This is a genomic window from Spirosoma panaciterrae DSM 21099 (assembly GCF_000374025.1).
Classification (GTDB): domain Bacteria; phylum Bacteroidota; class Bacteroidia; order Cytophagales; family Spirosomataceae; genus Spirosoma; species Spirosoma panaciterrae.
This window is the reverse complement of sequence record NZ_KB893173.1, coordinates 357,377-382,904: the sequence shown is the minus strand read 5'-3', so window position 1 is coordinate 382,904 and position 25,528 is coordinate 357,377. Positions and strand designations below refer to the sequence as shown.

Annotated in this window: 24 protein-coding genes; 13 read left to right on the top strand and 11 right to left on the bottom strand. The window is 47.8% G+C overall.

What is annotated here, in order from left to right:
* Positions 1 to 47: 47 nt before the first annotated feature.
* The 6 genes from B153_RS0105065 to B153_RS0105040 all read left to right on the top strand — a co-directional run bounded on the left by B153_RS0105065 (position 48) and on the right by B153_RS0105040 (position 6,503).
* On the top strand, positions 48 to 542 hold the full coding sequence (locus tag B153_RS0105065) for a PPC domain-containing DNA-binding protein (RefSeq protein WP_211221654.1): 495 nt from the start codon (positions 48 to 50) through the stop codon (positions 540 to 542).
* A gap of 283 nt (positions 543 to 825) precedes the next feature.
* Positions 826 to 1,224, top strand: coding sequence for a hypothetical protein (locus B153_RS0105060; RefSeq protein WP_020595592.1), 399 nt, complete (start codon positions 826 to 828; stop codon positions 1,222 to 1,224).
* Positions 1,221 to 2,087: an IS3 family transposase gene (locus B153_RS34655; RefSeq protein ID WP_020595591.1), complete on the top strand. Its 867-nt coding sequence runs from the start codon at positions 1,221 to 1,223 to the stop codon at positions 2,085 to 2,087. The genes B153_RS0105060 and B153_RS34655 overlap by 4 nt, the downstream gene beginning before the upstream one ends.
* A 70-nt stretch (positions 2,088 to 2,157) precedes the next feature.
* The gene (locus B153_RS0105050) at positions 2,158 to 2,481 is read left to right on the top strand and encodes a hypothetical protein (RefSeq protein WP_157634574.1); all 324 of its coding nucleotides are present in this window, start codon (positions 2,158 to 2,160) and stop codon (positions 2,479 to 2,481) included.
* A 166-nt stretch (positions 2,482 to 2,647) separates the two neighbouring features.
* Positions 2,648 to 3,043 carry a hypothetical protein gene (locus tag B153_RS0105045; protein ID WP_020595589.1) on the top strand — a complete coding sequence of 132 codons (396 nt, stop codon included), beginning with the start codon at positions 2,648 to 2,650 and terminating at the stop codon, positions 3,041 to 3,043.
* A 1,174-nt stretch (positions 3,044 to 4,217) separates the two neighbouring features.
* Positions 4,218 to 6,503 (top strand): T9SS type B sorting domain-containing protein, encoded by a 2,286-nt coding sequence (locus B153_RS0105040; RefSeq protein ID WP_020595588.1) that lies wholly within the window; start codon positions 4,218 to 4,220, stop codon positions 6,501 to 6,503.
* Between the two features lie 26 nt (positions 6,504 to 6,529).
* Here the strand turns inward: B153_RS0105040 and B153_RS0105035 are convergent, their stop codons facing one another.
* From B153_RS0105035 to B153_RS0105010, 6 genes are all read right to left on the bottom strand, one after another.
* Positions 6,530 to 7,471: a hypothetical protein gene (locus B153_RS0105035; RefSeq protein WP_211221653.1), complete on the bottom strand. Its 942-nt coding sequence runs from the start codon at positions 7,469 to 7,471 to the stop codon at positions 6,530 to 6,532.
* 40 nt (positions 7,472 to 7,511) lie between these two features.
* Positions 7,512 to 7,916 carry an OsmC family protein gene (locus B153_RS0105030; RefSeq protein ID WP_020595586.1) on the bottom strand — a complete coding sequence of 135 codons (405 nt, stop codon included), beginning with the start codon at positions 7,914 to 7,916 and terminating at the stop codon, positions 7,512 to 7,514.
* 96 nt (positions 7,917 to 8,012) lie between these two features.
* Complete coding sequence (locus tag B153_RS0105025; protein WP_020595585.1) at positions 8,013 to 9,245, bottom strand: RNA polymerase sigma factor; 1,233 nt, start codon at positions 9,243 to 9,245, stop codon at positions 8,013 to 8,015.
* 78 nt (positions 9,246 to 9,323) lie between these two features.
* Positions 9,324 to 9,665, bottom strand: a complete 342-nt coding sequence (locus B153_RS0105020; RefSeq protein WP_020595584.1) for a YciI family protein — start codon at positions 9,663 to 9,665, stop codon at positions 9,324 to 9,326.
* 89 nt (positions 9,666 to 9,754) lie between these two features.
* Positions 9,755 to 10,168: a hypothetical protein gene (locus B153_RS0105015; protein ID WP_020595583.1), complete on the bottom strand. Its 414-nt coding sequence runs from the start codon at positions 10,166 to 10,168 to the stop codon at positions 9,755 to 9,757.
* A 21-nt stretch (positions 10,169 to 10,189) separates the two neighbouring features.
* Positions 10,190 to 10,687 carry a GNAT family N-acetyltransferase gene (locus B153_RS0105010; RefSeq protein WP_020595582.1) on the bottom strand — a complete coding sequence of 166 codons (498 nt, stop codon included), beginning with the start codon at positions 10,685 to 10,687 and terminating at the stop codon, positions 10,190 to 10,192.
* 208 nt (positions 10,688 to 10,895) lie between these two features.
* Between B153_RS0105010 and B153_RS0105005 the strand changes: the two genes are divergently transcribed.
* Entirely contained in the window at positions 10,896 to 11,141 is a 246-nt protein-coding gene (locus B153_RS0105005; protein WP_020595581.1) for a hypothetical protein, read from the top strand.
* A gap of 120 nt (positions 11,142 to 11,261) precedes the next feature.
* Positions 11,262 to 12,488 carry a L,D-transpeptidase family protein gene (locus B153_RS0105000; protein ID WP_020595579.1) on the top strand — a complete coding sequence of 409 codons (1,227 nt, stop codon included), beginning with the start codon at positions 11,262 to 11,264 and terminating at the stop codon, positions 12,486 to 12,488.
* On the opposite strand, the gene B153_RS0104995 is transcribed toward B153_RS0105000, so the two are convergent.
* A complete protein-coding gene (locus B153_RS0104995; RefSeq protein ID WP_020595578.1) occupies positions 12,458 to 13,186 on the bottom strand; it encodes a murein L,D-transpeptidase catalytic domain family protein in 729 nt (242 codons plus the stop codon). The genes B153_RS0105000 and B153_RS0104995 overlap by 31 nt on opposite strands.
* A 112-nt stretch (positions 13,187 to 13,298) precedes the next feature.
* Here B153_RS0104995 and B153_RS0104990 point away from each other — a divergent pair, with 112 nt between their 5' ends.
* On the top strand, positions 13,299 to 14,042 hold the full coding sequence (locus tag B153_RS0104990) for an EcsC family protein (protein WP_020595577.1): 744 nt from the start codon (positions 13,299 to 13,301) through the stop codon (positions 14,040 to 14,042).
* 242 nt (positions 14,043 to 14,284) lie between these two features.
* Here the strand turns inward: B153_RS0104990 and B153_RS0104985 are convergent, their stop codons facing one another.
* The 4 genes from B153_RS0104985 to B153_RS0104970 all read right to left on the bottom strand — a co-directional run bounded on the left by B153_RS0104985 (position 14,285) and on the right by B153_RS0104970 (position 19,813).
* Positions 14,285 to 16,192 carry a patatin-like phospholipase family protein gene (locus B153_RS0104985; RefSeq protein WP_020595576.1) on the bottom strand — a complete coding sequence of 636 codons (1,908 nt, stop codon included), beginning with the start codon at positions 16,190 to 16,192 and terminating at the stop codon, positions 14,285 to 14,287.
* Positions 16,193 to 16,226: 34 nt separating this feature from the next.
* On the bottom strand, positions 16,227 to 17,801 hold the full coding sequence (locus B153_RS0104980; RefSeq protein WP_020595575.1) for an adenylate/guanylate cyclase domain-containing protein: 1,575 nt from the start codon (positions 17,799 to 17,801) through the stop codon (positions 16,227 to 16,229).
* A 154-nt stretch (positions 17,802 to 17,955) separates the two neighbouring features.
* Positions 17,956 to 19,071: a serine hydrolase domain-containing protein gene (locus B153_RS0104975; protein WP_020595574.1), complete on the bottom strand. Its 1,116-nt coding sequence runs from the start codon at positions 19,069 to 19,071 to the stop codon at positions 17,956 to 17,958.
* A 70-nt stretch (positions 19,072 to 19,141) separates the two neighbouring features.
* The gene (locus B153_RS0104970) at positions 19,142 to 19,813 is read right to left on the bottom strand and encodes a hypothetical protein (RefSeq protein ID WP_026261915.1); all 672 of its coding nucleotides are present in this window, start codon (positions 19,811 to 19,813) and stop codon (positions 19,142 to 19,144) included.
* 91 nt (positions 19,814 to 19,904) lie between these two features.
* On the opposite strand from B153_RS0104970, the gene B153_RS0104965 reads away from it, so the two are divergent.
* The 4 genes from B153_RS0104965 to B153_RS0104950 all read left to right on the top strand — a co-directional run bounded on the left by B153_RS0104965 (position 19,905) and on the right by B153_RS0104950 (position 25,520).
* The gene (locus tag B153_RS0104965; RefSeq protein WP_020595572.1) at positions 19,905 to 20,819 is read left to right on the top strand and encodes a hypothetical protein; all 915 of its coding nucleotides are present in this window, start codon (positions 19,905 to 19,907) and stop codon (positions 20,817 to 20,819) included.
* A 140-nt stretch (positions 20,820 to 20,959) separates the two neighbouring features.
* Positions 20,960 to 22,534 carry a sulfatase family protein gene (locus B153_RS0104960; RefSeq protein WP_020595571.1) on the top strand — a complete coding sequence of 525 codons (1,575 nt, stop codon included), beginning with the start codon at positions 20,960 to 20,962 and terminating at the stop codon, positions 22,532 to 22,534.
* A 91-nt stretch (positions 22,535 to 22,625) separates the two neighbouring features.
* Positions 22,626 to 23,744, top strand: a complete 1,119-nt coding sequence (locus tag B153_RS0104955; RefSeq protein ID WP_020595570.1) for a formylglycine-generating enzyme family protein — start codon at positions 22,626 to 22,628, stop codon at positions 23,742 to 23,744.
* Between the two features lie 144 nt (positions 23,745 to 23,888).
* The gene (locus tag B153_RS0104950) at positions 23,889 to 25,520 is read left to right on the top strand and encodes an ABC-F family ATP-binding cassette domain-containing protein (RefSeq protein WP_020595569.1); all 1,632 of its coding nucleotides are present in this window, start codon (positions 23,889 to 23,891) and stop codon (positions 25,518 to 25,520) included.
* The last annotated feature ends 8 nt before the right edge of the window (positions 25,521 to 25,528 follow it).

The following is a 25,528-nucleotide window of genomic DNA, read 5'->3' as shown; positions in this document are numbered from 1 at the left end:
GGGGGCCAACGCTCCCGGTTTTTTTTTGATTATAAATCGAAATCGCCATGCGTTATCTTTTAGCCATCTTATTGATTCATTGCGTAACCATGCTAAATGCACAACCAAATCCACCAGAAGCTGTCGCATCAGCCACAATGCAGACCTATTCATTTAGGCTGAGACCAGGTCAGGATCTCAAAAAAGAAGTGGAGGCCATTGTTCAACACCAACGAATTGAAGCCGGAGCTGTGATTACCTGTGTGGGAAGTCTTACCCGAGCGACACTCCGATTGGCCAATCAGGTAGAGCCTACAGTATGGCAGGGGCATTTTGAAATTGTTTCAATGGTGGGTACACTTTCAACAGGAGGGAGTCATATACATCTGTCCGTGTCGGACTCAACAGGCCGAACTATTGGAGGCCATTTACTGGAAGGCTGCACAATTTATACCACCGCCGAAATTGTTATTGGTGTAATGACTGATCTAACGTATGGACGGGAGGTCGATCCTACCTTCGGCTATCGTGAATTGGTTGTTCGGAAGAAACGAAGAAAATAATAGGTGGATACTGTATCATTCTAACTTACTAGTTATGCCTTACTCGTGTAGTAAGAAAAAAGTTGTCTGTTCACAATGCCCAGACAATTCAAAAATGTATTTTTTACTTAAAATTGTTCGTATTTAGATATTCTGAAAGAGGAGTAACAAGGCCAATACCGGGCGATCTGTAAAGGGAAACGAGTACCACTATTTAGCAACTATCTCATTTTTCGGGTAGGACTTTTTGGTAACTTTATTAGTGTATTACACTGAAATAGCTTGACACTAACCGTGTAGAGTTATGAAAGTGAGCAGTTTTATCAATCTCAAGAAAAAGTACAAAGCCAATGCCTTTCGGTGGCATGTGGTCGAACTGTACCGACTAGGGCTGATCAGTGAAGCCCAGATTTTGGCAGAATTAAAAATCTCGCGAAATTCCCTTCGCGTTTGGAATCGAGCCTACCAGCGTTATCGATTACGACGCTATTACCCCGAACCAAACTATTCAAGGCTGAAATTCCCTAAACTGCTGATGAAAAAGAAAACCGACGAAATCGCACTACTCAAACAGCAATTAGCCGACACCCAAAAACTGCTTCAACAGGAAAAACTTAAACGAGAAGCTTTGGAAACGGTGATTCAGATCGCCGAACAAGAATTGAAGATTCCGATCCGAAAAAAGTCTGGTCCCAAGCAGTGACTAAACTCAGTCTGGAACACCCTTTGGTGAGCGTACAGACTCTCTGCGGACTGTTTGGGAAGAGCCGTCAGGCTTGGTATGAAAGGCAGAAACAAAACGATAAATCCACCCTTCAGGAAGCCATGTTACTGGCTGAAGTTCGTCGCTTACGGGTGGATTTACCCTCGGTCGGGGTGGAAATATTGCATCATCAACTGGCGGGTTTTCGGGCCCAGCAGGATATTAAATTAGGGCGAGATAAATTTGCTAAACTACTGAGAGACAATGGGCTGCTAGTTAGGTGTAAGACTCGTCGGGCAAGAACTACCTGGTCTGATCATCCGTTTCGAAAGTACCCTAACTTAACAAAGGGAATGAAAGTAGATACCCCTAATCGCTTGTGGGTCAGCGATATTACCTATATTCCTCTACAGTATGGATTCGCTTACTTAAGCTTAATCACCGATGCTTATTCGCGAAAGATTGTAGGCTGGGCTTTGCATCGTTCTTTGCAAATGGACGGACCGCTGATGGCGTTAAAAATGGCTTTGAAAGAGAATAAAGTAGGTCGACACTTGATTCATCATTCTGACCGTGGTGTGCAATACTGTTGTCGAGAGTACATAGGTCTATTACGTCGTTATAAAGTGGTTATCAGCATGACTGAGCAGGGGGATCCCTATGAAAATGCGTTGGCCGAACAAGTGAATCGCACCATTAAGCAGGAGATGCTCTTGAACCGAAGCTTTGTCAATTATGAAGCGGCTGGAGAAGCGATCCAACGAGCCATTGAGAATTACAATCAGTTACTCCCTCACCGTAGTTGTAATTACCATACCCCTGAGCAGGCGCATCGGATGCAGGGAGTATTAAGCAAACAATAGCGCGTCAGCCAACAACAAGAAAAAAGGCGTAGGCAGGAGTCAGCAGTTTTTGCTTAAAACAAATCTTACCTTGACAAAATCAAGCCTAATTAGTAAATTGATGAGTCGTGCAACCCTATATTTAGCACTTGTTTTAGCCGCCTTATTACTACCGATTGTATGGATGATAGGCATACAGTTTATACCATTTTTGCGGATTGAATCATTGGTGCCAATTATAGGTGCTTTTGGATTGCTATGCGCAGGCCCTTTGCTGCTTCTCTATAGCTTGTATACTTATTTTGTAGATCTTCCTATCAAAGGGAAAAAAGTTTTAGCAATAGTAGGATTCATATCTGGCGTACTATGGCTGTCTTATCTCTTAAAAGCTTGTGTTGATGGTGAATTTGTTTAGAGGAGAAATCTAAATAAAGGGAGTTAAAGTATCTGACTAAAAATGAATAAAAACTGTCAAGCTATTTCAGTGTAATTCATTTAAATCGGGTAGTTATACGCTAAGGCCAATTGGTTTATTTTGATAGATTTGGCCTTCCTGAAATGACTCATCACTAGTTTATCTTATGAAACGATTTATTGCCCTTACGCTTCTAACAGGGGCTAGCCTAACAGCTACTGCCCAAATAAAAAACCAGTTAGCCAATACCGCTTGGCAAGGCTCTGTCGAGACCAGCAAAGTAGTAGAGGTAGTGCTTCAGTATGGTGCAGACACGATGAGAATGTATACCGTAGCAGATAAGCAGTTACTGGAAACGATGACCTATTCGATGAAAGGCGATTCACTTATTTGGCAAAAAGTAAGTGGGACTAGTCCCTGCGACACTCAAGCGATTGGGATTTATCAAGTAGTCATCAAAAACGCAGAGATGCAATTGAAACTGCTCAAAGATGATTGTCGATTGCGCTCGGGTTCGTTGCTGCCTAAGCCGTTCAAGAAAATAGCTTACAGTAGTAAGTAGGTGCTAATTCTAAGGGGAAATGACTGTATCTGGATGCGAGTAAGTGGTAGATGAATTTTGCACGAAACTTGGTTACCACCAGGATTGGCACAAGCATCAATATTAGTTTATTCTCTTTGCATAAAGATAGTTATAAAACCCGTCTGGCAATTATACAAAATACAAACGGTGGATTAATAGGCCACCGTTTGTATTTATTTACGTTATTGGTTCAACACCTTTAGGCTAATGGGCTGGCCTATGTGTTCGATGATTCGCTGGGCTACTCTGGGTGGAAATAGCTATTGGTTTTTCGAATTGCAACCATTTTTACTTTCATAGCCTAAATCCACGATTCAACCACGTCAATAGAAACCCCGTCTTACATTGTCAAAAAATCCTGTTGGCAAAATTTGGCTTGGGTCTTGACTCCGGTTTTCTCGCTCATACTTGTACTAACCAGGGTTTTCGGGCGAATTGTCCGACTAGGGTACTTATCTTTAAATCAATACTAATCTTGTAACGTTAAGCATAGCAAGGTGAGTATGGCAGGAATATGGTAGTTGTTTCGTTCGTGACTTGGCTAATACTGGACGTGCATGTGATTGAGCAGCATACCAACCCATGACCATTTCTGATATCCTCTATAGTTGTATAGGGTCGATTTACTCGTGAGAACAGAGTCTACCATAGGAAGAATTCGGAAATGACTATCTTTACGGAATGCATGAACGGTTCAGATATTGGCTTAAGCGCGTTGGCTGGCTGGGTTTTCTATTCTTTCTCATCAAAGGCCTTCTATGGCTCATTATTCCTTATCTGATAGCTAAGGGTATTCTCTCCAAATAAGTATCATTACACTTTTCTATTGATTTACCTTTGCCTATTTAAAAGTTAAATAAATAACTAATAGGTAAAAAATAGATTTACTCTGTAGTAGTTTATTGTACAATTAGGTATCGTTAGTGTGCCATATAATAACAGAAACAACCTTTTTACTGGTCTATTTTGTTAGTATGCGTACATTAAGTTCTAATCGACAATCGGAACGGATATCGGGCCATCTGCTACAGAAGCCATGTGCGATAGAAGAAGAAAGGAGAGCTGGCATTTGGTCCTGCACCTGGGGTTGATGGTACTAGGTCAGCTCCCATTAAGCGTATTCGCATCTCATATAATCGGTGGAGATGTGAGTATGAAACTGGTGGCGGGAACTCCCGGTTTATTTCATCTTCAATTAACTCAATATTGGGATGCTAACCAATCGGTGCCAGGAAACCAGGATGAATCGGTTACCTTACGGATTTATCGGAAACAAAACCCTATATTGATTGAAAAGGTAACCCTGCCTTTACAGGAAATTCTTCCGCTCACGTTTAATAATGTGGCCTGCGCTACGTTTCGTCAACTTAGTTTTTCTCAGGCCCAGTATTATACAACCCATCAATTTACCACTAGCCTGTATACGGATCCCGGCGGTTATTACATGGTTTGGGAGCGTTGTTGCCGTAACGACGCGTTGACTAATGTGAATACAGCCCTGCTGACCGGGGTGGCTATGGCTTTTTACCTGGAGTTTCCGCCTATGACCCGGTCAGGCGCAAGTTTTACGAACTCTTCGCCAGAGTTTAGATTTCCCAATGGCGATTATATCTGTATCAATAAACCATTTACCTTTGACGCAAGGGCTTCTGATGCCGATGGGGATCAACTTCGGTACTCATTAGTTACTCCCTTGAATGGCTATACAACCAGTACCGCGCCAAATAACTTTGATGATTCGCCTAAAGCCAGTTACCCAACAATAACCTGGGCACCTGGTTATAGTTTGTCCAATATTATTCCAGGTAACCCGGCGCTGACCATCAACGCATCAACGGGCCAATTGTCGCTGCGGGCTACGCAGGAAGGGCTATACCTGTTTACGGTGCAGTGTGAAGAGTTTCGACATGGAGAACGTATTGGAGTCGTCCGTCGGGATTTTCAGCTTCCGGTAATCGATTGCTCAAAAAATACACCACCAGCCGCCGTGGTTATGGCCAATGGGAAAGTAGCTTCCGATCTGGTTTGGTGTGGAAGTCAGCCACTGGTATTGTCTGTTGAGTCTAATCCGGCCTGGGCCTATCAATGGCAAAAAGATGGGAATAATATTCGGGGGGCAACGTCAGACACTCTACAGATACATGTGCCGGGCGTTTATACGGTGGTAAAGAGTCTGGCAAAGGCTTGTGCCAGCGATACCCTCTCTCAGGCTGTAAACATAACCTATGTAACAGCGCCGGCAGTTAAAATAGGAACCATTTCCCCTCAACCCTATTGTGTAGGCGACACGATCCGGCTGGAAGCTACGGGTCAATCAAATTATCAATACCAGTGGCAGCAGGATGGCAAAGAAATAAACGGGGCTAAGCAGGCCACAGTGCGCGTTTATCAGTCAGGTACCTACACCGTATTGGCTAAACCCACTGGAGCCGTTTGCGATGGAACGGATACAGTTCGTATTACGATCAACCCCAAGCCTGATGCCACCATCAAAGCCCCGAAACGGTCGTTTTGTGCTGACGATTCAATCGCACTGACCGTAAACCAGCAGACGGAATATCGATATAAGTGGCAGAAAAATGGGCTACAACTTTCTGATACGACAGCCGTTCTGACTGTTCAGCAACCAGGGGTTTTTCAGGTTACAGTAACCGCCCCAACAGGATGTACCGCGCTTTCGGCTCCGGTCAGCGTGAACAGATATGATCGGCCGAAGGTATTCTTTGATTCGATTCCACCCATCTGCGTCAATACCAGCGGCCTTATTACCCTACGAGGACAGCCTGCGGGGGGAGACTTCGATGGCCCTGGGGTTTCGGGGATTCATTTTGATCCGAAATCGGTTGGGGTAGGTTCATATCAGCTTACCTACACGGTCGTTTCGGATACGGTTTGCCAGACGCAGAAACGTCAGCAGGTAGAGGTAGTCGGCAGCCCAACTATATCGGGGCAGGAGCACTATTATTTGACTCGGGGAAGTGCTGTCCAGATGATAACTCAGGCCGACCAGCCGATCGAAACCTACCAATGGGAACCCCCTGTTTCTCTCGATCAGCCGACGGCTTCCAGCCCAATGGCTAGCCCTGCCGAAACAACGACCTATCAGCTAACAGCAACCAATGCAGCGGGATGTACGGCTATTTTTTCGGTTCTGGTAGACGTATCGACACCGCTTTATATTCCCACCGCTTTTTCGCCAAATGCTGATGGCAACAACGACGTATGGCTGCTTTCCAATATCAATTCGTTCCCGCAATGTGAGGTGTCTATTTTTAATCGATGGGGTGAACTGATTTTCTATTCAAAAGGGTATACACAGCCCTGGGATGGTACTTACAAACAGCAATTGGTGCAAACAGGTGTATATACTTATCAAATTAAAACCGGGAATGACCCATTTGCTCATATCTATCGGGGGCAACTGACCGTAATTCACTGAGCCGATACGCAATGACTACACTATAATTAATTTGCCAGTGTAATGGCTAAACTCTGTAAATCCTGGTTGATGGATCGTACGGACGATTGCAACTGGTTCAGCATATTAGCTCGGTTATGCAAGTCATCGGCCTGGTAATTTCCCCCCTCACCAAAATATAACTGTTCCTGCTCCGGAGACAGCGGACCGAGAACGTAGTTTTTCCAGCGTTCACGAATTGTGTAGTGTAGAGAAAACTGATGGGTATTACTAAATGATTTTTCATTCAAAATATACCAGATCATGGGCGGATACATGGATGATGAATCGGATTGTCGCCAGATGTCGGTCAAAAGGTTTCGCTGGTGGTGAAATGAAACGGTTCGGTTTGACGAAAAGGCGGCCAATCCGCCAAAACCAGCCCCTACGATCCCCCCGCTAATGCCAATAACTTTGCTGGTATTGTCGGAGGTAAGCAAGGTGGTGGCGACGGTAGTTGCGGCTCCAATGACAATTGACAGAATGGTTAATCGTCGGATGCGCTGGGTATCGCGTTGATCTAAATACGTAGCGATCTGATCGGCGCGTTCGCCTTCACAATCCAGCTCGGCCGCCAGACTGGCAATTTGTGTTGATGCCAACAAAAACCGATTGAGAATTTTTTGGCGTATACGGAGTAGGGTAACCTGGTTGTCGGCAATAGGGTGTTTCTCCAGTAAAATTAATTCCTGCAGAAGCGGCAAGACACCAATGGCATTGGCTAAAAGTAGATCGTGCTGTGAATAGCGTTGAGTCAGCAGTGTATCCGCTTGCAGAATGGTTTGAATAGTAGGCTTGGGCAAGTAGGCTGAATCATAGGCATACTGTATGGATGGTACGCAGTAACTAACCGTTGAGGCAGAAAGAGCATTAGGCCGGAATGAACGACAGGAAGCTAAGGTGAATAGGCTACACCAGCCAACAACCCATAAACAGATACGGAACGACATCAGAAAACGACAGGAAGAAGGTAGTCAACTCTAAAATAAATTAGCGTAGCGGGGCTGGATCTAGCCTGATCGACAGTCCGTTTCGGAGGGTGTTATGGACTTCCGCGATTTGGTCGGTATGCTGGATCAGCGCGTCGATTTCGGCGGCTGGGGCATCGGATTTGACACGGGCCTGGTACGTAAAATTAAATCCCGGTTCACCATCCGCACCAAATTCGCCCGACACAGTAACGTCGACGCCTTCGACAACGATGTTCCGTTTGCTGGCTTCCCGGTAAATATCATTGCAAAAGCAGGTAGCCAGCGAAAGCAGTAGCAGTTCGCCCCCGTTGATGGCGGAACCAAATCCCGATGCTTTGGTCGATATAGTCAATTCCTTCGTTGCGCCATTGGTTTGTACAATCACATCGTGCTGGTTGAATGCGCTATGTATACTGGCTGACATGTGCATGGTTCAAAACGTTTTATCAAAGGTTGAAGATGGCTTTGTTCGTAGGTTAGGGGGCGCTTTCCCGGAAAGAAATGGCATAGCTACCTGAAACTACGAACAATTCGCGTTTAGTTTCAAAAGATTTTGAGCGATCAGTTGCTTATCTGTCTGCGTTTTGGCCAAAGCCAGGGCCTGCTCAAAATTATGTCTGGCTTTGTGGGGGTCGATGTCTTTATAGAGTTCACCAAGTAGCGAGAAATAATACGGGTTGCCTGTCAGTTGAAGTTTTTCGGCTTCGCGGATGGCCTCCTCTTTACTGTTGGCTTTCGACAGCGCATAGGTACGGTTAAGGGCAGCAATAGGCGAGTAGGCAAGTTGCAGGAGTTTGTTATAAAGCTGTAGAATAGACTCCCATTTTTCCGTTGTGTCGGCTTTTAAGGTATGCCAGTACGCAATACTGGCTTCCAGATGATAAGGGGAAAGGGTATCTCCCCGCGAAGCCTGTTGAAGGTAATAGGCACCTTTGGCAATTAAGCTATAATCCCATTGCGTTTCGTCCTGATCCTGGTATAAGATCATCTCGCCCTGCGCATTCTTCCGGGCTGGGAACCTGGATGAATGAAAACACATCAACGCCAGTAAGGCATTGACAGGCGGAAGATCAGTACGCTTATTCTCCGTTAAGAGCTGAGTCAGCCGCATCGCTTCATGACAAAGGTCTTCCCGGAGTACCGACGACTGACTTTCAGAATAGTAGCCTTCGTTGAAAAGCAGATATAGCGTTGTCAGGACCGTTTGCAGTCGCTTTTCAATATCGGTCTCAGAAGGAAGTTCGATACGAACCTGTTCGAGCCGTAATTTTTCTTTGGCTCTAAACAGGCGTTTGTTGATGGTTTCTTTATTGGATAGGAACGCATTGGCGATTTCGTCAATTCCGAAACCGCAAAGAATGCGCAGGGCCAGGCCGATCTGGGATTCAACCGGGATAGACGGATGGCAGATGGCGAATAGCATCTGTAGTTGACTGTCCTGTATATTTTCGGCCGATAAATCCAGATCGGGTTGGTAACTCGGGTCGGCTGGAAACAAAGAACCCCCCTTTTCCTGAAAGGACTTCGTGCGGTTACGGTAGTTGGCCGCTTTGTGTTTGGCTACGGTATACAGCCAGGCGGTTGGATTTTCGGGAATACCTTTATACGTCCATGTGTTGAGGGCGGCCAGGAACGTATCGCTGGCGATGTCTTCAGCCGTTTCAATATGGCCAATACCGAAATGTTTACACAGAACCGTCGTTATTTTTCGGAATTCGGTTCGGAACAGATGGGGAATTACTTCCTGATGCATCGGATAGGGGTGTGGGTGGTTTATTTTCTCAACTAAAAATAGTTTGACGAACGTACGCCACCCACTACGCAACTGGACTTAACGACTGGCTACTCGTCGAACTTCGACACTATTACCCTCGCCCTGCAAAACGGGGCATCCTTTGGCAAATTCCACCGCTTCATCGACCGACTCGGCTCTGACGGTAATGAATCCGCCAATGGTTTCTTTGATGTCGCCAAAGGGACCATTGGTTACGATGTTGTTCGAGTGAACCACGCGAGCGTCGTCGAAAGGAAGCCCCGTACCCGAAACAAATTTGTTTTGAGCCGCTATACCTCCTATCCAGTCCATCGTTTGTTTCATCCAGATCTGCATCTGCTCGGGTGAGGCCAGCTTTTTTCCATCCTCATTGCGCATTACTAAAACATATTCTTCCATATGTGTTTGGTTTTACGGGTATAAAAAGGGTTAAACTACACCCATATGACAAATGAGAAATCAGAAATTGGACAGGCATGAACGGAAAATCAGGAAAAAGGGAGCCGATCAGGTTCGAGGTAGGTGCGTTTCGCCAGATCGGAATTGTAAATATCAATCTGGTAATGAGCACCAAGTAATGCTTTAAAATTGCTCTTAAGCCGGGGAAACTCGCCGATAAATTCATAAAATGTATCGGCCCTGGATTGGTTCATAAAGTGACTGACGACCCGTACGGCGGCTACTGTCAGTGTCTGGTTATATTTGTCCCGGGCTCCTAATGCATCCACGTATTGAATCAACGACTGGCAGATCGTATCTGCGGCCTTTTCGGTACCATACGTTTTGATGTATATCCAGGCTAGCCGTAAATGAGCTTCGTGGCTAAAGAGAGTGGGCGGTAAGGTACAGGCTTCCAACTGTTGTACAAAGGCGCTATCGCTGAGGTCAAAATGAGTTTCCATGTAAGAACGTATTGGTAAAGCCTAAACAACGGGGCACTTCTTCATAATCAATAGATTCCCTCTTGCTTTTTCGGTCGGGTTTTCCTTCTGGCCCACTTCCTGAAATCCGTGTTTCTGATAAAAACGGATGCCTTTTTCGTTGCTGGCCAGTACTTCCAGAATGATTTCGTTCAGGTTGCGTTTTTGCCGGATCGAATCAATGAAAGACATGCATTGTGTACCCAGGCGTTGCCCGACTACCTTTTGTAAAAAGTACATTTTGCTCAAAAACAACGCACTATGGGTAATGGTAAACTTAAAATAGCCTACAAGCTCATTGGCCGACTGGACTATATAAAACTCGGTATTCGGGTCGGCCATTTGGTTGGTAATAGCCGTCAAACTAAAGGATTGGTCAATATAGTTTGCGAATAATTCTTCATCTGACCAGGTGTGGGCAAAGGCCTGCGTATACGTTTCTTTGGCTAAAAAGCTCAACAACGCCACATCGTCAGCGTCTGCTTTATGAAATAGATGCATGATTAGAAAACAAAGTCTGTATAGTCTCTTTTTCAGACGCCTACAAAATATCCAGGTTGGTAAAATAAAACCAGTTTACGAATAAGGCAACCCCCCGGCGATTTAACTGGAGCGAATTTGTATCAGGACGGAGCTACTTTCAGAAACAATATGCGTGGCTATGGGTTAGAAAAGCAAGACATTGTCCGATACGAAAAACGAGGTTGTTATGGAAAATCAAGAGAAGGACGACATTATTCGGGCCAAACAGGCCATTTCGCCAGCAGGCTTAGCCAACCAGTCAATAGAGGGGACCAGTGGTCCGGGTAGTGAGATTGATCCCGAAGAATTAACCCCGGATGAACTGGAAGATGAGTACATGGATGGCGATAAACCAGCCGCTAACTTACGCATGAAACACCCCAATCGAAATCCCAATCCCAAACCAGATATTGACAAACCAGCATACAGCTAGGTCAGAAAGGGCAATTCGAAGAGCGAGTTGCCCTTTTTTTCGAAGGACCAGCCGCGTAAATCCATAACCAACGATTCGTTTCGTGCGTTATCTAGTATAGACCATTCATACCATTGAAGCATGGATAAGCAGAAGAAAATTATCATTGGCGCAGCAGTAGGGGCAGGGCTAATCATCCTCTTTTTTGTTGGACGATGGTGGAGCCATCGAAAGGCCGACCGCGAGCAGGCTGCGCGTGTTGAACAAAAGCGAATACAGGACGAAAAGACCGTCAAACAGGCCGCCCTATCCCTTCACCAGTTGTGCTTATATGCCGATTCGATTGGCATTGATACAAGCCGATACGGTACACCGAAAAAGCTTGATAAAGCCGAAATCGATGCTAACCTAACTCAGGTACTACTGGAAGCCCGGTATGGGAAAAAGCCCTCGCAACTGGCTTTCAATGGTTTGAAAGAAGCTGTCGACTCGAGCTGGGCAAAAAAGACTGAGGCTATCCAGGTCGGGTCGGTCAAAGCGTCGTTGCTGGCGTTTGAGCCGTATGCGAAGCTGGTTGGCCATTATAACCGATTGCGCAAACGAGTGAAGGGCAATCCGGCTGCATCGGATTCATTACGATTAATTCGACAGACACTTAATTTCTACCGATACGTCAATCGGTTCAATCCCGACCAATTTGTGGTCGTCAACATTCCAGCGGGCGAGCTAAACGTATTTGATCGGTCGGGAAAACGGCTGCTGCCCATGCAGGTCATCACCGGAAAGCCAGACCGCCGAACCCCGTGTATGACAACCTACATTCAGAATATTATCGCCTATCCCTACTGGAACGTACCACAGAATATTGCCCTGGAGGAGATTGTTCCGCATGTAAAGCGTGATGTTGCCTATTTGTACAACCAGAATTTTCAGGTACTGGACGAGCGCAACCGGGAAGTTGACCCCGAAGAAGTTGACTGGGATGGGATAACGGAAACCAATTTCCCCTATCGAATTCGGCAGGCTTCGGGGTGCGAGAACTCGCTGGGACTGTTGAAGTTCGACCTGGCTAACCCACTTGCGATCTATCTGCACGATACCAACAGCCGTGATTTGTTCAAGCTCACCAGCGACCGTTGGCGGAGTCATGGATGTGTGCGTGTACAAAAGCCTGTCGAACTCGCCAACCTGGTTTTAGGCGAACAAACGTTCGATAATGAGTTTATGAATAAATGCCTGATCGATCAGAAACCCCGCGTCCTGAAAATACCCAAGCCGTTTCCTGTGTTTATCACCTACAATATAGCCGATGTAGATGCAACAGGAAAGCTACGGTTCTACAAAGACATATATGGCTGGGCCAAATAAGCAGATTGAGCCAGATAGTCTGGGTTAGGAGCGTAAACAAACAGGCAGGACCCGCCTTTGACAGCCTGAATAATACCTTTCGAATCGGCGTAGGGGACGGCTGGGCAGCCCTGGCTGCGGCCTAAACGGCCCGTTTTGCGGATAATGTCTTCACAAACATAATCGGCTCCGTGAAGAACGATATTTCGGTTATATACATTGTCGTTAAAGCCCTTCTCCAGACCCTTCAGTTGCAACGACAGCCCATGTTTGCCCATGTAGGTGTTCAGGGTCTGGTAAAAGCCAAGACTCGACTGAAACGACGACTGTGTATTGGAGAATTGATTAGCCACCAGATCCCCGGAGTTTCGTCCGTGCGCAACGTAGGTATTGAAAAGCAGCTTTTTATTGAACAAATCGACCACATAGAGTCGTTTACGATTCGAGGGTTGGCTCAGATCAACAATGGTCAGCATGGATTTGGCTGTGTCTATTTTCTGCCAGCCGCGGAGAGCATATTCAAAAACGCTGCGTTGTAACCCAGTCTGGGCCAGATTAAGCTGGTCATAAATAGCAAGATGGCCGGTCGTATTCTTTTTAAATGTTGTGGCCGCTCCAGGGTTTACGGTTGCCTGATTGACGTTACGAGTGGGTTTGTATCCGGTGGTAGACAAATAAATTATGGCTAAACCTACCAGAAGCAAAAAAACATTCTTCATGCCGATAAATAAGTAATTGTTTATGGGTTTATGAGGATGCACAAACTTACAACAGCCTGACTACAGGTTTAATTCGCTCAAGATATTACTTTTTAGTTAAAAAATAACAAGTATGACTGCCTACGAACGCTCGGTTCGACAGGAATTGACCCGATGGCAACAAGCCATGCAAAAGCCTCCGTCTGCTTTTGGTAAGCTCTCAACGTCGTTGCAGCGCCGAATTAATCGTATCATTCCTGATCGTGTCCATGCCCTGATTACGGCTACTATTAAGCAGATGACACGAGCGGTTTTGTTTGGGGCTGGGTTCCTGAACCGTCCGCCTGTAGAAGGCCAAACCATCACCCAGCGTGATGCTGCCGTAGCCAAACGGATCGACTTTTATCGAAAAACCAGTGCCGCCGAGGGGGGCGTAACCGGAGCCGGTGGGTTTTGGCTCGGCCTGGCCGATTTCCCGATCCTGCTGGCGCTAAAAATGAAAATGTTATTTGAAATTGCCAGCCTGTATGGTTTTTCGGTGAGTGACTACCGCGAACGGGTCTTTATTCTTTATGTCTTTCAACTGGCCTTTTCGAGTCAGGAGCGTAGGCAGATGGTATATGAGTACCTGGCCAACTGGCCTGAACATAGTCGTCAGTTACCGGAAGATATCAATCAGTTTGACTGGCTAACTTTTCAACAGGAATACCGTGACTACATCGATCTCGCCAAAATGGCCCAACTAATTCCGGGTATCGGGGCTGCGGTAGGTATTGTAGTAAATTACCGGCTTGTCAATCAACTGGGTCGCACAGCAATGAATGCGTACCGAATGCGCCTGCTTGCGGGCGACACACTCGCCCTGCCGAAGGAGTAGCTCATTAATCAGGTTGCAGACGACCCACTCCCAGCGGACAGCCCTGACCGCTGAGGAACTGTTGGCTTTGGCAAATACACGAATGAATCGCCCTGTGGATTGGCTATGCCCTTTACCTGATGTGAGCCAATTAGCCCGTACGAGTTCTTCCTCCGGAGCTACCTTCACCTGAGTTGACTTCTGCCAATGTACGGAGGCAATAAAGTTGTCCAGCCTTTTTTGAGGGGAGATGATCGGATTACCTATGCTTTTAGATTCTCTAACTCCTCCGGGCTCAATTGCGCTAACACCTCCAGTGCATGTTCATACCCTTTCCGCACAATACTGTCGTACGAAGACCAGTTCATGATGCCGTACCGACTGACATTAGGGTTGAAATAGAGGTCTGTGTAGCGAACATTCTGGTTACGACGGGCGCTGCTATACAGCAAGGTGGCGTTGAGCATAATCGACATCAGCGACGGCAACCGATACTTCCGCTGCCGTTTAGGCCGGAATCGATCGCGGAGCAGCGCGGTAGGATTGGGTATCTGTTCGATATTTAGCTTGCGGGGTTTATCGATGCTAAGATCTACACCTATAACTTTTCCAACGCCAACGCGGCTCATCACATCCGCCGGAAAATTGTTGAACGTTCCACCATCGACCAGTAAGTCATCGCCTTCGATGATTGGGGGAAATACACCTGGAATGGCTGAGGTAGCCCGTAAGTATTTCTCCATGGGCCCTCGGGTATGCACTTCTTCGCGGGCCTGCGTGTAATTGCTCGATACCGTAAAGAACGTCAGCCAGCTATCTTCAATATAAGGGTTAGGATTGCCAGTAAAATCATGAATACAGGTCTGAATCATCTGCTCGATGCGTCGGCCACGGATGAGCGAAATAAATGGCAGTAGGTTATAATCTTTGGTGGGGTTAAACTGAGCGGCTTTTCGGAGGTGTTGCGTAGTAATCTCGATTGACTCGTCGAAGGAAAATGTTGCTGCGACAAGACCGCCAACGCTGGTTCCACCCAAAAAATCGACCGGAATGCCCCATTCCTGCAATGCCCGTAACACGCCAATATGCGCAAATCCCTTGGCCCCACCTCCAGCCAGTACAAAACCGATAGCGGTGCCACTCAGAATACGAGCCAGCCGGGCCATATCGCGGGCCAGACCCTTACGAATATGGTAATGGTTTTTGACCCTGGGACGTAACGACAGCCAGTTGGCAGTATGACGTGGGTGATCCGTATCGGCCGGATGCATTAAAATAAGTGTTTGTGGGGCACCGGTCTGGAATCCTGCATTCAGCAATTCCTGTTCAACATAGGTCAGATCAGGCTTTTGTCGGGCATCGGCCAGCAGCAGAATTTCATCGCCCTGCCGCAGGCATCGACGCGTCCATTCTGAAAGAGACTGACCTGGATAAATTGGATCGGTCACGTAAAGCATAAACTTGTATTGCGACTCCTGATCATCCAGCCACTGGGTGAGTTGCCGGTATGCATTGGGATGACTCTTATCGGTTTGGGCAAAATCAGGTTGGCCGAAATAGGCATTGACCTGATTGCTCGATGTGATAAAAGTTGATCCCTTCTGACTTAATAAGGGGTGCAGTTCCTCGATAAACTGACCCGCGCAACCTGTTGCCTGTTCGGGATCTTCGTGTAAAGCCAGAACGCAAATGTTGATCGGTTTTTTGGGTACCTCCCGTTCGCCCTGTGAGGTTCGGAGCCGATTGATGATGAGCTTCGTTACATTCATCGACACCGCCGGATAAGCCGCTATCACTTGTTCAAAAGCGTGTTTCGACAGTTTGACCAGCACACTATCCCGCAGGGCAATAATGGTGGCACCTCGAGGATCGCCGGTAAAAATGGCCATCTCACCAACTGTTTCGCCCCGGATAATCTCGCCGATTATCTGCTGACTGCCCTGGCTATCGGTCACGTAGGCCTGGAGTCGGCCACTGATCACAAAATAAAGTGAATCGCCGGTTTCATGTTGGCGGAACAGGATTTCTCCCCCACCAATCTCGACCCATTCCAGCAGTGGATCGATCAGGGTCAGCATGGTGGTATCGAAATCGCCAAAAATGCGATGTAAATTAGTCAGAAGCTGTTCTTTCTGATAGGTATTCACTTGAGGGTCAATCGTGAGTCTCATCGGCAATAATAACGTTGGTTAAGGAAATGACTCGTCAGGCCAGAACCAGCGTGGGCTGGTTCTCTACAAAATACATGCTCATGTCGGCCTTATTTTTAGTGGCAAAATCGCCCCGGTATTGACAGACGAACTGGTTCTGCACCCGGTCGAAGGTGGTGGCGGAGATATTGACCTGCCCCGGTTCGCTGGCCGATTCGAGCCGGGCGGCTGTATTGACCGTATCGCCCCAGATGTCGTAAGCGAATTTGGTCGACCCGACCACGCCAGCCACAACGGGTCCTGTATGAATTCCGATCCGAATCTGAAAAGCCAGTTTGCCCTCACGAGTCCGTTGTGCTTCTAGCTCCCGAATGAAATCCCGAATTTCGAGCGCGGCTGCCACAACATCATGCGCATGAGCGGGATGGGCGGCTGGCAAACCACCCGCGCACAGATAGGCGTCTCCAATGGTTTTTATCTTCTCAATACTGGGGTATTTTCCGATGATGTAGTCGAAATGCCGGAAGCAGTAATCAATTTCCTGTACGAGATCGGTTGGCGAAAGCTGCTCACTGATTTTGGTAAAATCACGAAAGTCAGTAAACATGATGGTTACCTCATCATGATGGCGCGTTCGGGTAATGCCTTTTATCTTCAGCTCATCCACTAATTCGCTGGGGAGGATATTTAAAAGTAGTTCATCGGAGCGTTGACGCGCTTTGTCGAGCTGGGTGTTCTTTTGGGTTAGTTGCTTATTGGCCCGTTGTTGGGTGGTAATGAGTCGCCAGAGCAGACCCGCCAGCAGCAGCAGCAGTACGGCCCCGATCAATAACCCATTGCGAACTGTCCGGGCCTGTTCGGCTTCGGCGGCTTTCAGGGCTTTTTCCTGCTCAAGAATTTTTATCTGATCCTGCTGATACCGTAGCTCCAGCTCGCGATGGGTGAGTACTGAATCTTTCTGGTTGATGAGCTGATTTTTCTGGCCGATCAGGGAGTTTTTACTGGTAAGGAGTTGCTCCTGTTTATTGATTTGCTGTTGGCGTTTGGTAAGCTGACTGTTTTGCCGACTTAACAGCTCCTGCTTTTGCTGCGCTTCGGTACTCAATTGGCTAACCACTTCCCGTGAGCTGGCCGCTTCTGCAGCATTGGTTCGGGCGGTTTCTTCGGCCTGCGATTTTTGGGTTTCGAGCCGATTGAGTTCCGCCATCAGGTCGACCGATCGGAGGAGTGCCTCGGCCCGTTTGCGAAATCGTCTTGCCTGTCCTTTATTCCCCAGAATGGTGTGTAGTTTCGAGATCTGAAGAGCTGCCAGACCACTAATTTTGGGAACTTTCAGCTTTTCGCCCAGTGTAAACGCCTGCTGCGCGTAAGTCATGGCACCAGTTGGATCGGCGTTCTCCACATCTTTAGCAATAAACAACAGGACTTCGGCTTTACGCGTGCTATCGGTTTGCCGGGCCAGTTCCCGCATCCAGTACGACGCTGTATGAGGAACATCCTGAGCCCGTATCGTTGAGGGTAGCCCGATCAATATCCACATAAAGGCAACACGAAATATTGGAAGCAGATGAGTCAGGAAGATGTGCCGGGTAAGCCCGGTTCTGGTCAGGTAGAGAAAAGAAGTTTCCATAAGCATTGTTGCCTCTATTTGGCTTATACAAATAAAGATTCATATATAAAGATTGGCTAACAATCCTGTAACATTCTTTACCACTCAGGTTTCACGACATAAAAAAAAGCCCTGAAAAGGGCTTAAACTGTGTGATAATTGGGTTATGTCAGACTTACTTTTTCTTAGCTGTCTGATAGCCCAGAAAGCCAGACGTTGCCGGGTCGTACCCTAATACCAGGCTGGTGATGTCGCTGATTAACCTCAATCCGGTAGTCGCATTCGTGAAATAAACAACGGCCTCTTTACGGCTACGGCTGCCGACTACATAACATTTAAACGCACCGTTGTCGCCCCAGTGCCAGAAATACACATCGTTGGGAGTGCGTTCCAGGCCGAAGCCAAGCCCCCAATACAAGCGGGTCGATAACGTATCGCCTGAGAACCGGGTAGGTAGTTGTGTTTGCTGGCTAAGCATCTGATCGATGGTAGCCGTCTTCAGACTCTTTGGTGTCAGGATGGCCTGAATGAATTTGGCGTAATCGTCGGCCGAGGTTTGTAGGGAATAGGCCATATTCGCCTGATCGGGTTTGTATTTTTCGCCAACATTTTCACCGCCATAATGAGGTAAGGCTACGTGTGAATCGAAAGCCGGTTTCCAGACGTAGCCACTATGGGTCATGGACAGAGGCTTAAGTACGTGTTCTTCCATAAACTCATTGATGGGTTTGCCCGTAATTTTTTCGACGACTTTTTGCAGGTACACAAACCCTTCGCCGGAATACCCGAATCGTTCGCCGGGCGTACGCAGCATGGCAAGCTCAGCGGAACGGCGGTTTTTACGCCAGTTCGGTAATCCACTTCGATGGCTGAGTACCAGGCGGGCCGTAATTTTTTTGTACCGTTCATCGGCAGCTACGTCCGAATAGGGCAAGTATTCATATAAAGGTTTGTCAAGGTCAAGCTTTCCCTGCTCCACCAGTTGCAGTACGGCGTAGGCGAAGGTAGGCTTGGTAAGCGAAGCCGCTTCGAAAATGGTTTCTGCTGTTACGGCCTGCGTTGAGTCGGAGCGGGTAAGTCCATACCCTTTGTGATACACCAGTTTATTCTGCCGAATAATAGCAATGGACATACCGGGTATACTGTCCCGTTTCATGAGTTGGGCTATGTAGGCGTCGAACTGAGCCGGATTTCGTTCTGGAGTTTTGGTTTGTCCACTTGCTACTACCGAAAGAAAGAGTAACAGAAGAGCGAACAGGTTTCGGGAGGGCGTAGTATAGCCTGGTATCATGTGTATATGAACGACGTTTACACAAAGATGCAATCCGTCTGAATGAGGTTGCACCCGGTAGTAACGGTTCTTAAAATGCATACGCTGTCTGCATCAATAAACTGATTTCGAAGGATTTATCGTGCGTGCTGGCGCCACCCAGTTGCCCAAAATTATAACTCCAGACGGGCTGTGCGGAAACCGTATACCGATCGGTCAGTTTATAGCGTACTCCGGCACCCAGCAGCCCAAGAAAGATAGGGCGAGGCTTGTCGAGCAGCCGTAGATACTGGGTCGATTCGCCCGTTCGCTTCACGACCACCCGCGACGTAATGGGTAAGTCGACCAGAAAACCCATCGAGAAAAAAGGAGCCAATCGGTTCGCTGACGAATAGTAATTCAACTGAATGGGAAACCGAATGACTCGCTTATGTATCGACACGGTGCCTTCGCCTGCTGTAGGCTGTCGTTCCTGCCGAATGGTAAGCTGCTGAAACCAGATGCCCGATGAGTAGGACCAGCCAGGGGCGTAATCCCGAATGACCGATACGCCAGCCGAAAAGCCAGTTGCCCAACGGCTACCGTTCAAATAAACAGGTTCTACGATCTGCCCATCGCTTTCCGGATAAAAATACCGGAATCTGTAAGTCGTGTGCGAGAAAGTGGGGGAGACTGTTGCCGAAACAGACAGTTTTCTCTGACCATAAGCCAGGGCGAAAGGAACAATCAGCAGGGAAAGTAAAAGGCATAACGTCCTGTCCATAATGAAACCGTCGGGTTCGGACTCGAAAGATACACCGACAACCGATTGCACGGGTTAACTTAGCCCCAAAATTACCAATCCCCATACACTCATGCTCTTTTTAGCCCTTAGCATCCTGCTTTCGGTGCTGCTGCTGCTGAACTTTCGGATATTTCCCCGCTATAAAGTCGACACGTTTCAGGCTATCGTGTTCAACTATCCGGTCTGTTTTCTGACAGGATGGCTTCTTTTGCCTGCCGGACAGTCGTTTACTATTGATTTTTCGCAGACCTGGACCTGGCTGGCCTTTGGTCTGGGTGTTGGCTTTATCCTGACATTCATGCTTTCGGGCGCGTCGACCCAGCGCATGGGCATTACGGCTACGTCGCTGGCCAATAACCTCTCGCTGGTCTTACCCGTATGTTTTAGTCTATTTGTGTTTAAAACGGGTGGTAAGGTGTTCGACAGCCTGAATTACCTGGGTCTGGTTTTGGCGGTAGTGGCGGTTGGATTAAGCACGTATAAGCCGGAAGCGGTAACCGACTCCTCTACAAAGCGAAGCCGATTGGGGGCAAACGTTCTGTTGCCGATCGGGGTATTCCTGTTTTATGGTGCTACGAACACCATGATTAACTACATGAATCTGCATTATATTCCCTCGACAGACAAGACCATTCAGGTAACCCTGACGATGGTGATTGGCGCGATTGTGGCTGGGATAGTGATGCTCCTGATTCGCCTGATACAGGGAAAAGAAACCATTCAGGTGCGAAACCTGATCGGAGCTTTTACGCTCGGCATTCCCAATTTTCTAAGTTTCTATACGCTCGTCATGGCTTTATCGGCTTTTGGTGGGAATGGAGCGTTTGTGTACCCGGTTTACAACATCGGCGTTATTCTGCTGGCTGCGCTCATGGCCGCGCTTTTTTTTAAAGAATCCTTATCGATTGCCAACAAAATGGGACTGGTTTTAGCGGTAATAGCCATCGGATTGATCTCGTGGCAGGAGTTGGCATCGCTCGTATAGAGCGGTATACGGAGGAGAGAAATTGGTAATACAACCCGGCGATTCGTTACGGGTGGCGGCCCAACGGATTGGCTATTTACCCAGCGTGGAGGTTAAATTCAGGAAATAAACGACTTTTGACCCAATAAACCCTTCGAAGCATGACATTGAAACTGATAGCCAGGTCGCTGACTGGATTGGCGGCTTTGGGAACCCTGCTCTTCATTGCACCCGGTTATTTGCCCGAGAAATCAACAACGGTTCAGGCACCTGCCCGGCCGAATATCATCTTTATCTTTTCGGACGATCATACGCATCAGGCCATTAGCGCGTACGGAAGTAAGCTGGCTAAAACGCCAAACATCGACCGGATAGCGAACGAAGGGGCTATTCTGCATACCAATATCGTTACCAATTCAATTTGTGGGCCCAGCCGGGCTACACTGCTCACGGGTCAGTTTAGCCATGTTAATGGCTACAAACTCAATGAGAAGGTATTCGATGTTCGGCAGTCGGTATTTCCTGAAGAGTTGCAGAAGAATGGGTATCAGACGGCCTGGGTCGGTAAGATGCACCTGGGGGCACTGCCGCATGGATTCGATTACCTGAACGTACTACCGGGGCATGGGCATTATTACAACTCCGACTTCGTGAATTCGAAAAATGAAACGGTTCGCTATCCGGGTTACGTGACCAATGTCATTACCAAACTGTCGCTCGACTGGCTCAAACAGCGGGACGAATCGAAACCGTTTTTTCTGGTTGTCGGTCACAAGGCAACGCACCGCGAATGGTTGCCCGATATTCCCGATCTGGGGGCATACGATAACCGGACATTCCCGATCCCACCGACTTTCTATGATGACTACAATGGGCGCTTGGCGGCTCAGGATCAGGATATGACCATCGACAAAACCATGCGGCTCAAAGAGGATCTGAAAGTGCACCTGGATTATGACAATAAAGGAGCCTTTAATGGCTATAATCGGTTTACACCCGAACAACGTAAGCCGTTTCAGGCCTACTATGATAAAATCAGTCAGGAGTTTGATGACAAGAAGCTGACCGGCAAGGCATTGGTGGAGTGGAAGTACCAGCGTTATCTGAAAGATTATTTGTCCGTTGCCAACTCATTGGACCGCAATATTGGCGAGTTGCTGGATTATCTGGATAAAACCGGACTGGCTAAAAATACGGTGGTCGTGTATGCATCCGATCAGGGTTTTTACATGGGCGAGCATGGCTGGTTCGACAAACGCTGGATTTATGAAGAGTCCCTGAAAACGCCTTTCGTCATCCGGTATCCGGGGGTGATCAAACCGCATACGCACATCCACCAACTGGTATCGAACATCGACTGGGCACCCACGATCCTCAACCTGACAGGCACCGCCATTCCGAGTTATATACAGGGCGAGTCGTTTTTGCCGTTGTTGAAAGGACAAAAGACCAATTGGCGCAAGGAAGCCTATTACCACTACTATGAGTTCCCGCAGCCGCACCACGTATCCCCACACTTTGGCATCCGTACTGAGCAATACACCCTGGCCCGGTTTTACGGACCAAAAGATTTCTGGGAACTGTACGACATTAAAAAAGACCCCCACAACCTGCATAATTTGTACGGCCAAAAAGGCTACGAAGCCATTATGGCCGATCTGAAAAAGAAACTTACGGAGCAGATAAAGAAGTATAAGGATGATGAGGCTCTTAAGCTGGTTGACAGTAAATCGTAAAATCACCTCACCGATACGTCGGACCGCCCTGCTTTCAGGGGTGGGGAGTAGCGGGTCACTTATTTCAGAGTTAGCGAATAAGAACAAGAAAGTGAAGCGCTTAGCCGTTCTCCTGTTTTCAGAGGAGGGGTTGGGGTGGGGTAGACTCCTCTTTTCGACTTTTCTAATTACGCTGATTGGCTGCTCGACCAATCAATCGGCTGAAGAAAAAGCGCAGGCTTCTGCCGATTCGGCCGCTGCCTGTATCGCTGATGGAATGCCTTCACGGGCAGCTGCTATCCGACAGACTACATCCGGGCCTGCATTGGGTACGGGTACTACGACGGGCATGGTCTGGGTGCCGGGTGGTAATTTTCTGATGGGGGCCGATGAGTTTGTCGATGCTCGGCCTGTTCATCCGGTCTCGGTAAAAGGGTTCTGGATGGACGAGCATGAGGTAACCAATGCTGAGTTTGCCCGATTCGTCGCGGCTACGGGTTATAAAACCATTGCCGAGCGGCCGCTCAACCCGGCTGATTACCCTGGGGTTCCGGCCGAACAACTCGTGCCCGGTTCCGCTGTGTTTACGCCACCTTCCCAAAAAGTATCGCTTGAGAATCCTTTACGCTGGTGGCAATATGTGAAAGGAGCTAGTTGGCTGCATCCCTACGGACCATCCAGTACCTTAAAAGGCCACGAGACCGAACCTGTTGTACATGTCAGCTATGAGGATGCACTGGCCTATGCCAACTGGGCCGGGAAACGGCTGCCAACCGAGGCCGAATGGGAATTTGCGGCTCAGGGTGGTAAAGGAAATCGAACCTATTATTGGGGTACAGAATTAAAACCGAATGGGAAATGGGTGGCGAATATTTATCAAGGGAGTTTCCCCGATCACAATACGTCCGAAGATGGATTTACGGGCGTTGCTCCCGTAAAATCCTTTGCCCCCAATCCGTATGGTTTGTACGATATGGATGGCAACGTGTGGGAGTGGTGTCAGGACTTTTACCGACCCGATTACTATGCGAAACTGGTGAAAGACAATCCTAAAGGCCCATCGGATAGTTACGATCCCGACGAGCCCGGAGCCGTGAAACGGGTGCAGCGCGGGGGCTCGTTTTTATGCAGTGATGAATACTGCATCCGTTACAAAGCCGGTAGCCGGGGAAAGGGGGAAGTCACCAGTGGAAGTAATAACCTCGGTTTTCGTTGTGTACGCGATAAATGAAAGGTGGAATGCGGATCGATATGATTTACCCGGATAAAACTCAGCTCAGGTCATAACAATCCTACCCATCCATGTTCGATCTTTCTGCCTAAATCCCGCTAAAAAGTCGTACCTTTGCGGTTCAATTGAACAGATAATCAGGCCATGCTATCGGTACAAAACGTCTCACTCCGCTATGGTAAGCGGGTGTTATTCGACGATGTTAATATAAAATTCACCTCCGGCAACTGCTATGGCGTTATTGGCGCTAACGGAGCTGGTAAATCAACGTTTTTGAAAATTCTGTCGGGTGAAATCGAGCCACAAACGGGTGGGGTTTCCATCACGCCCGGTGAGCGGATGTCGGTGCTGAAACAGAATCAGTCGGCATATGATGAGTTTCCGGTTCTGCAAACGGTGATTATGGGTAATCAACGCCTGTACGACATCATGCAGGAAAAGGACGTTCTCTACGCCAAGACCGACTTCACCGATGCCGATGGCGAAAAGGCTGCTGAACTCGAGGCTGAATTTGCTGAAATGAACGGTTGGGATGCTGAATCCGATGCGGCTACCTTGCTATCGGGATTAGGTATCAAAGAAAGTATGCACTATGCCCAGATGTCGGATCTGAATGGTTCGGAGAAAGTGCGGGTGCTGTTGGCTCAAGCGTTGTTTGGAAATCCTGACATTTTACTGCTTGACGAGCCAACCAACAACCTGGACGTGGAGTCGAGTATCTGGCTCGAAAACTTCCTGGCTAATTTCGACAATACCGTGATTGTTGTATCCCACGACCGGCACTTCCTGGATCAGGTGTGTACGCAAATTGTGGACATCGACTTTAGCAAGGTGAAGCTCTTTGCCGGAAACTATTCGTTCTGGTACGAATCGAGCCAACTGGCGCTGAAACAACGGCAGGATCAGAACAAGAAAACGGAAGATAAGCGGAAAGAACTGGAAGAGTTTATCCGGCGATTCTCAGCCAATGCCTCGAAATCCAAACAGGCGACCAGCCGGGCTAAACTGCTCGAAAAGCTTACCATCGAAGATATTCAACCCTCATCGCGAAAATACCCGTATGTAAACTTCAAATCCGAACGGGAACCGGGCGATCAGATTCTGACGGTTGAGAATCTGACCTATACGGCCGAAGATGGCACCAAACTCTTCGAAAATCTGTCGTTTACGGTCAATCGGAAAGATAAGATTTTCCTCTACAGCCGCGATGGCCTGGCCGTTTCGGCGCTGATGGATATTCTGGCGGGCGAGCGGAAAGCCGATTCCGGTACGTTTAAGTGGGGCGTTACGATCACCATGTCGTACTTCCCGACAGATGCAGAGAAAGATAAGTTTTTTCAGACGGATCTGAATCTGGTTGACTGGCTTCGCCAATACTCGACAGAAAAGGATGAGAGTTTTATCCGGGGCTTCCTGGGGCGTATGCTGTTCTCGGGCGAAGAGTCGCTGAAGAAAGCCAGCGTTTTGAGCGGGGGCGAAAAAGTACGGTGTATGCTATCGAAGATGATGCTGTCGGGAGCGAACGTACTGATGCTCGACGAGCCAACAAACCACCTTGATCTTGAATCCATCGAATCGCTCAACAACGGTCTGATCGATTTCAAAGGGCCTATTCTGTTTACTTCGCACGACCATCAGTTTGTCCAGACCATTGCCAACCGTATTATCGAAATTACCCCGGCTGGTATTATTGATAAACTGATGACCTACGATGAGTTTATTGCCGATGATCGCGTAAAAGCACAACGTGAAGGACTCTATGAAGCGGTAGCCTAAGATATTGG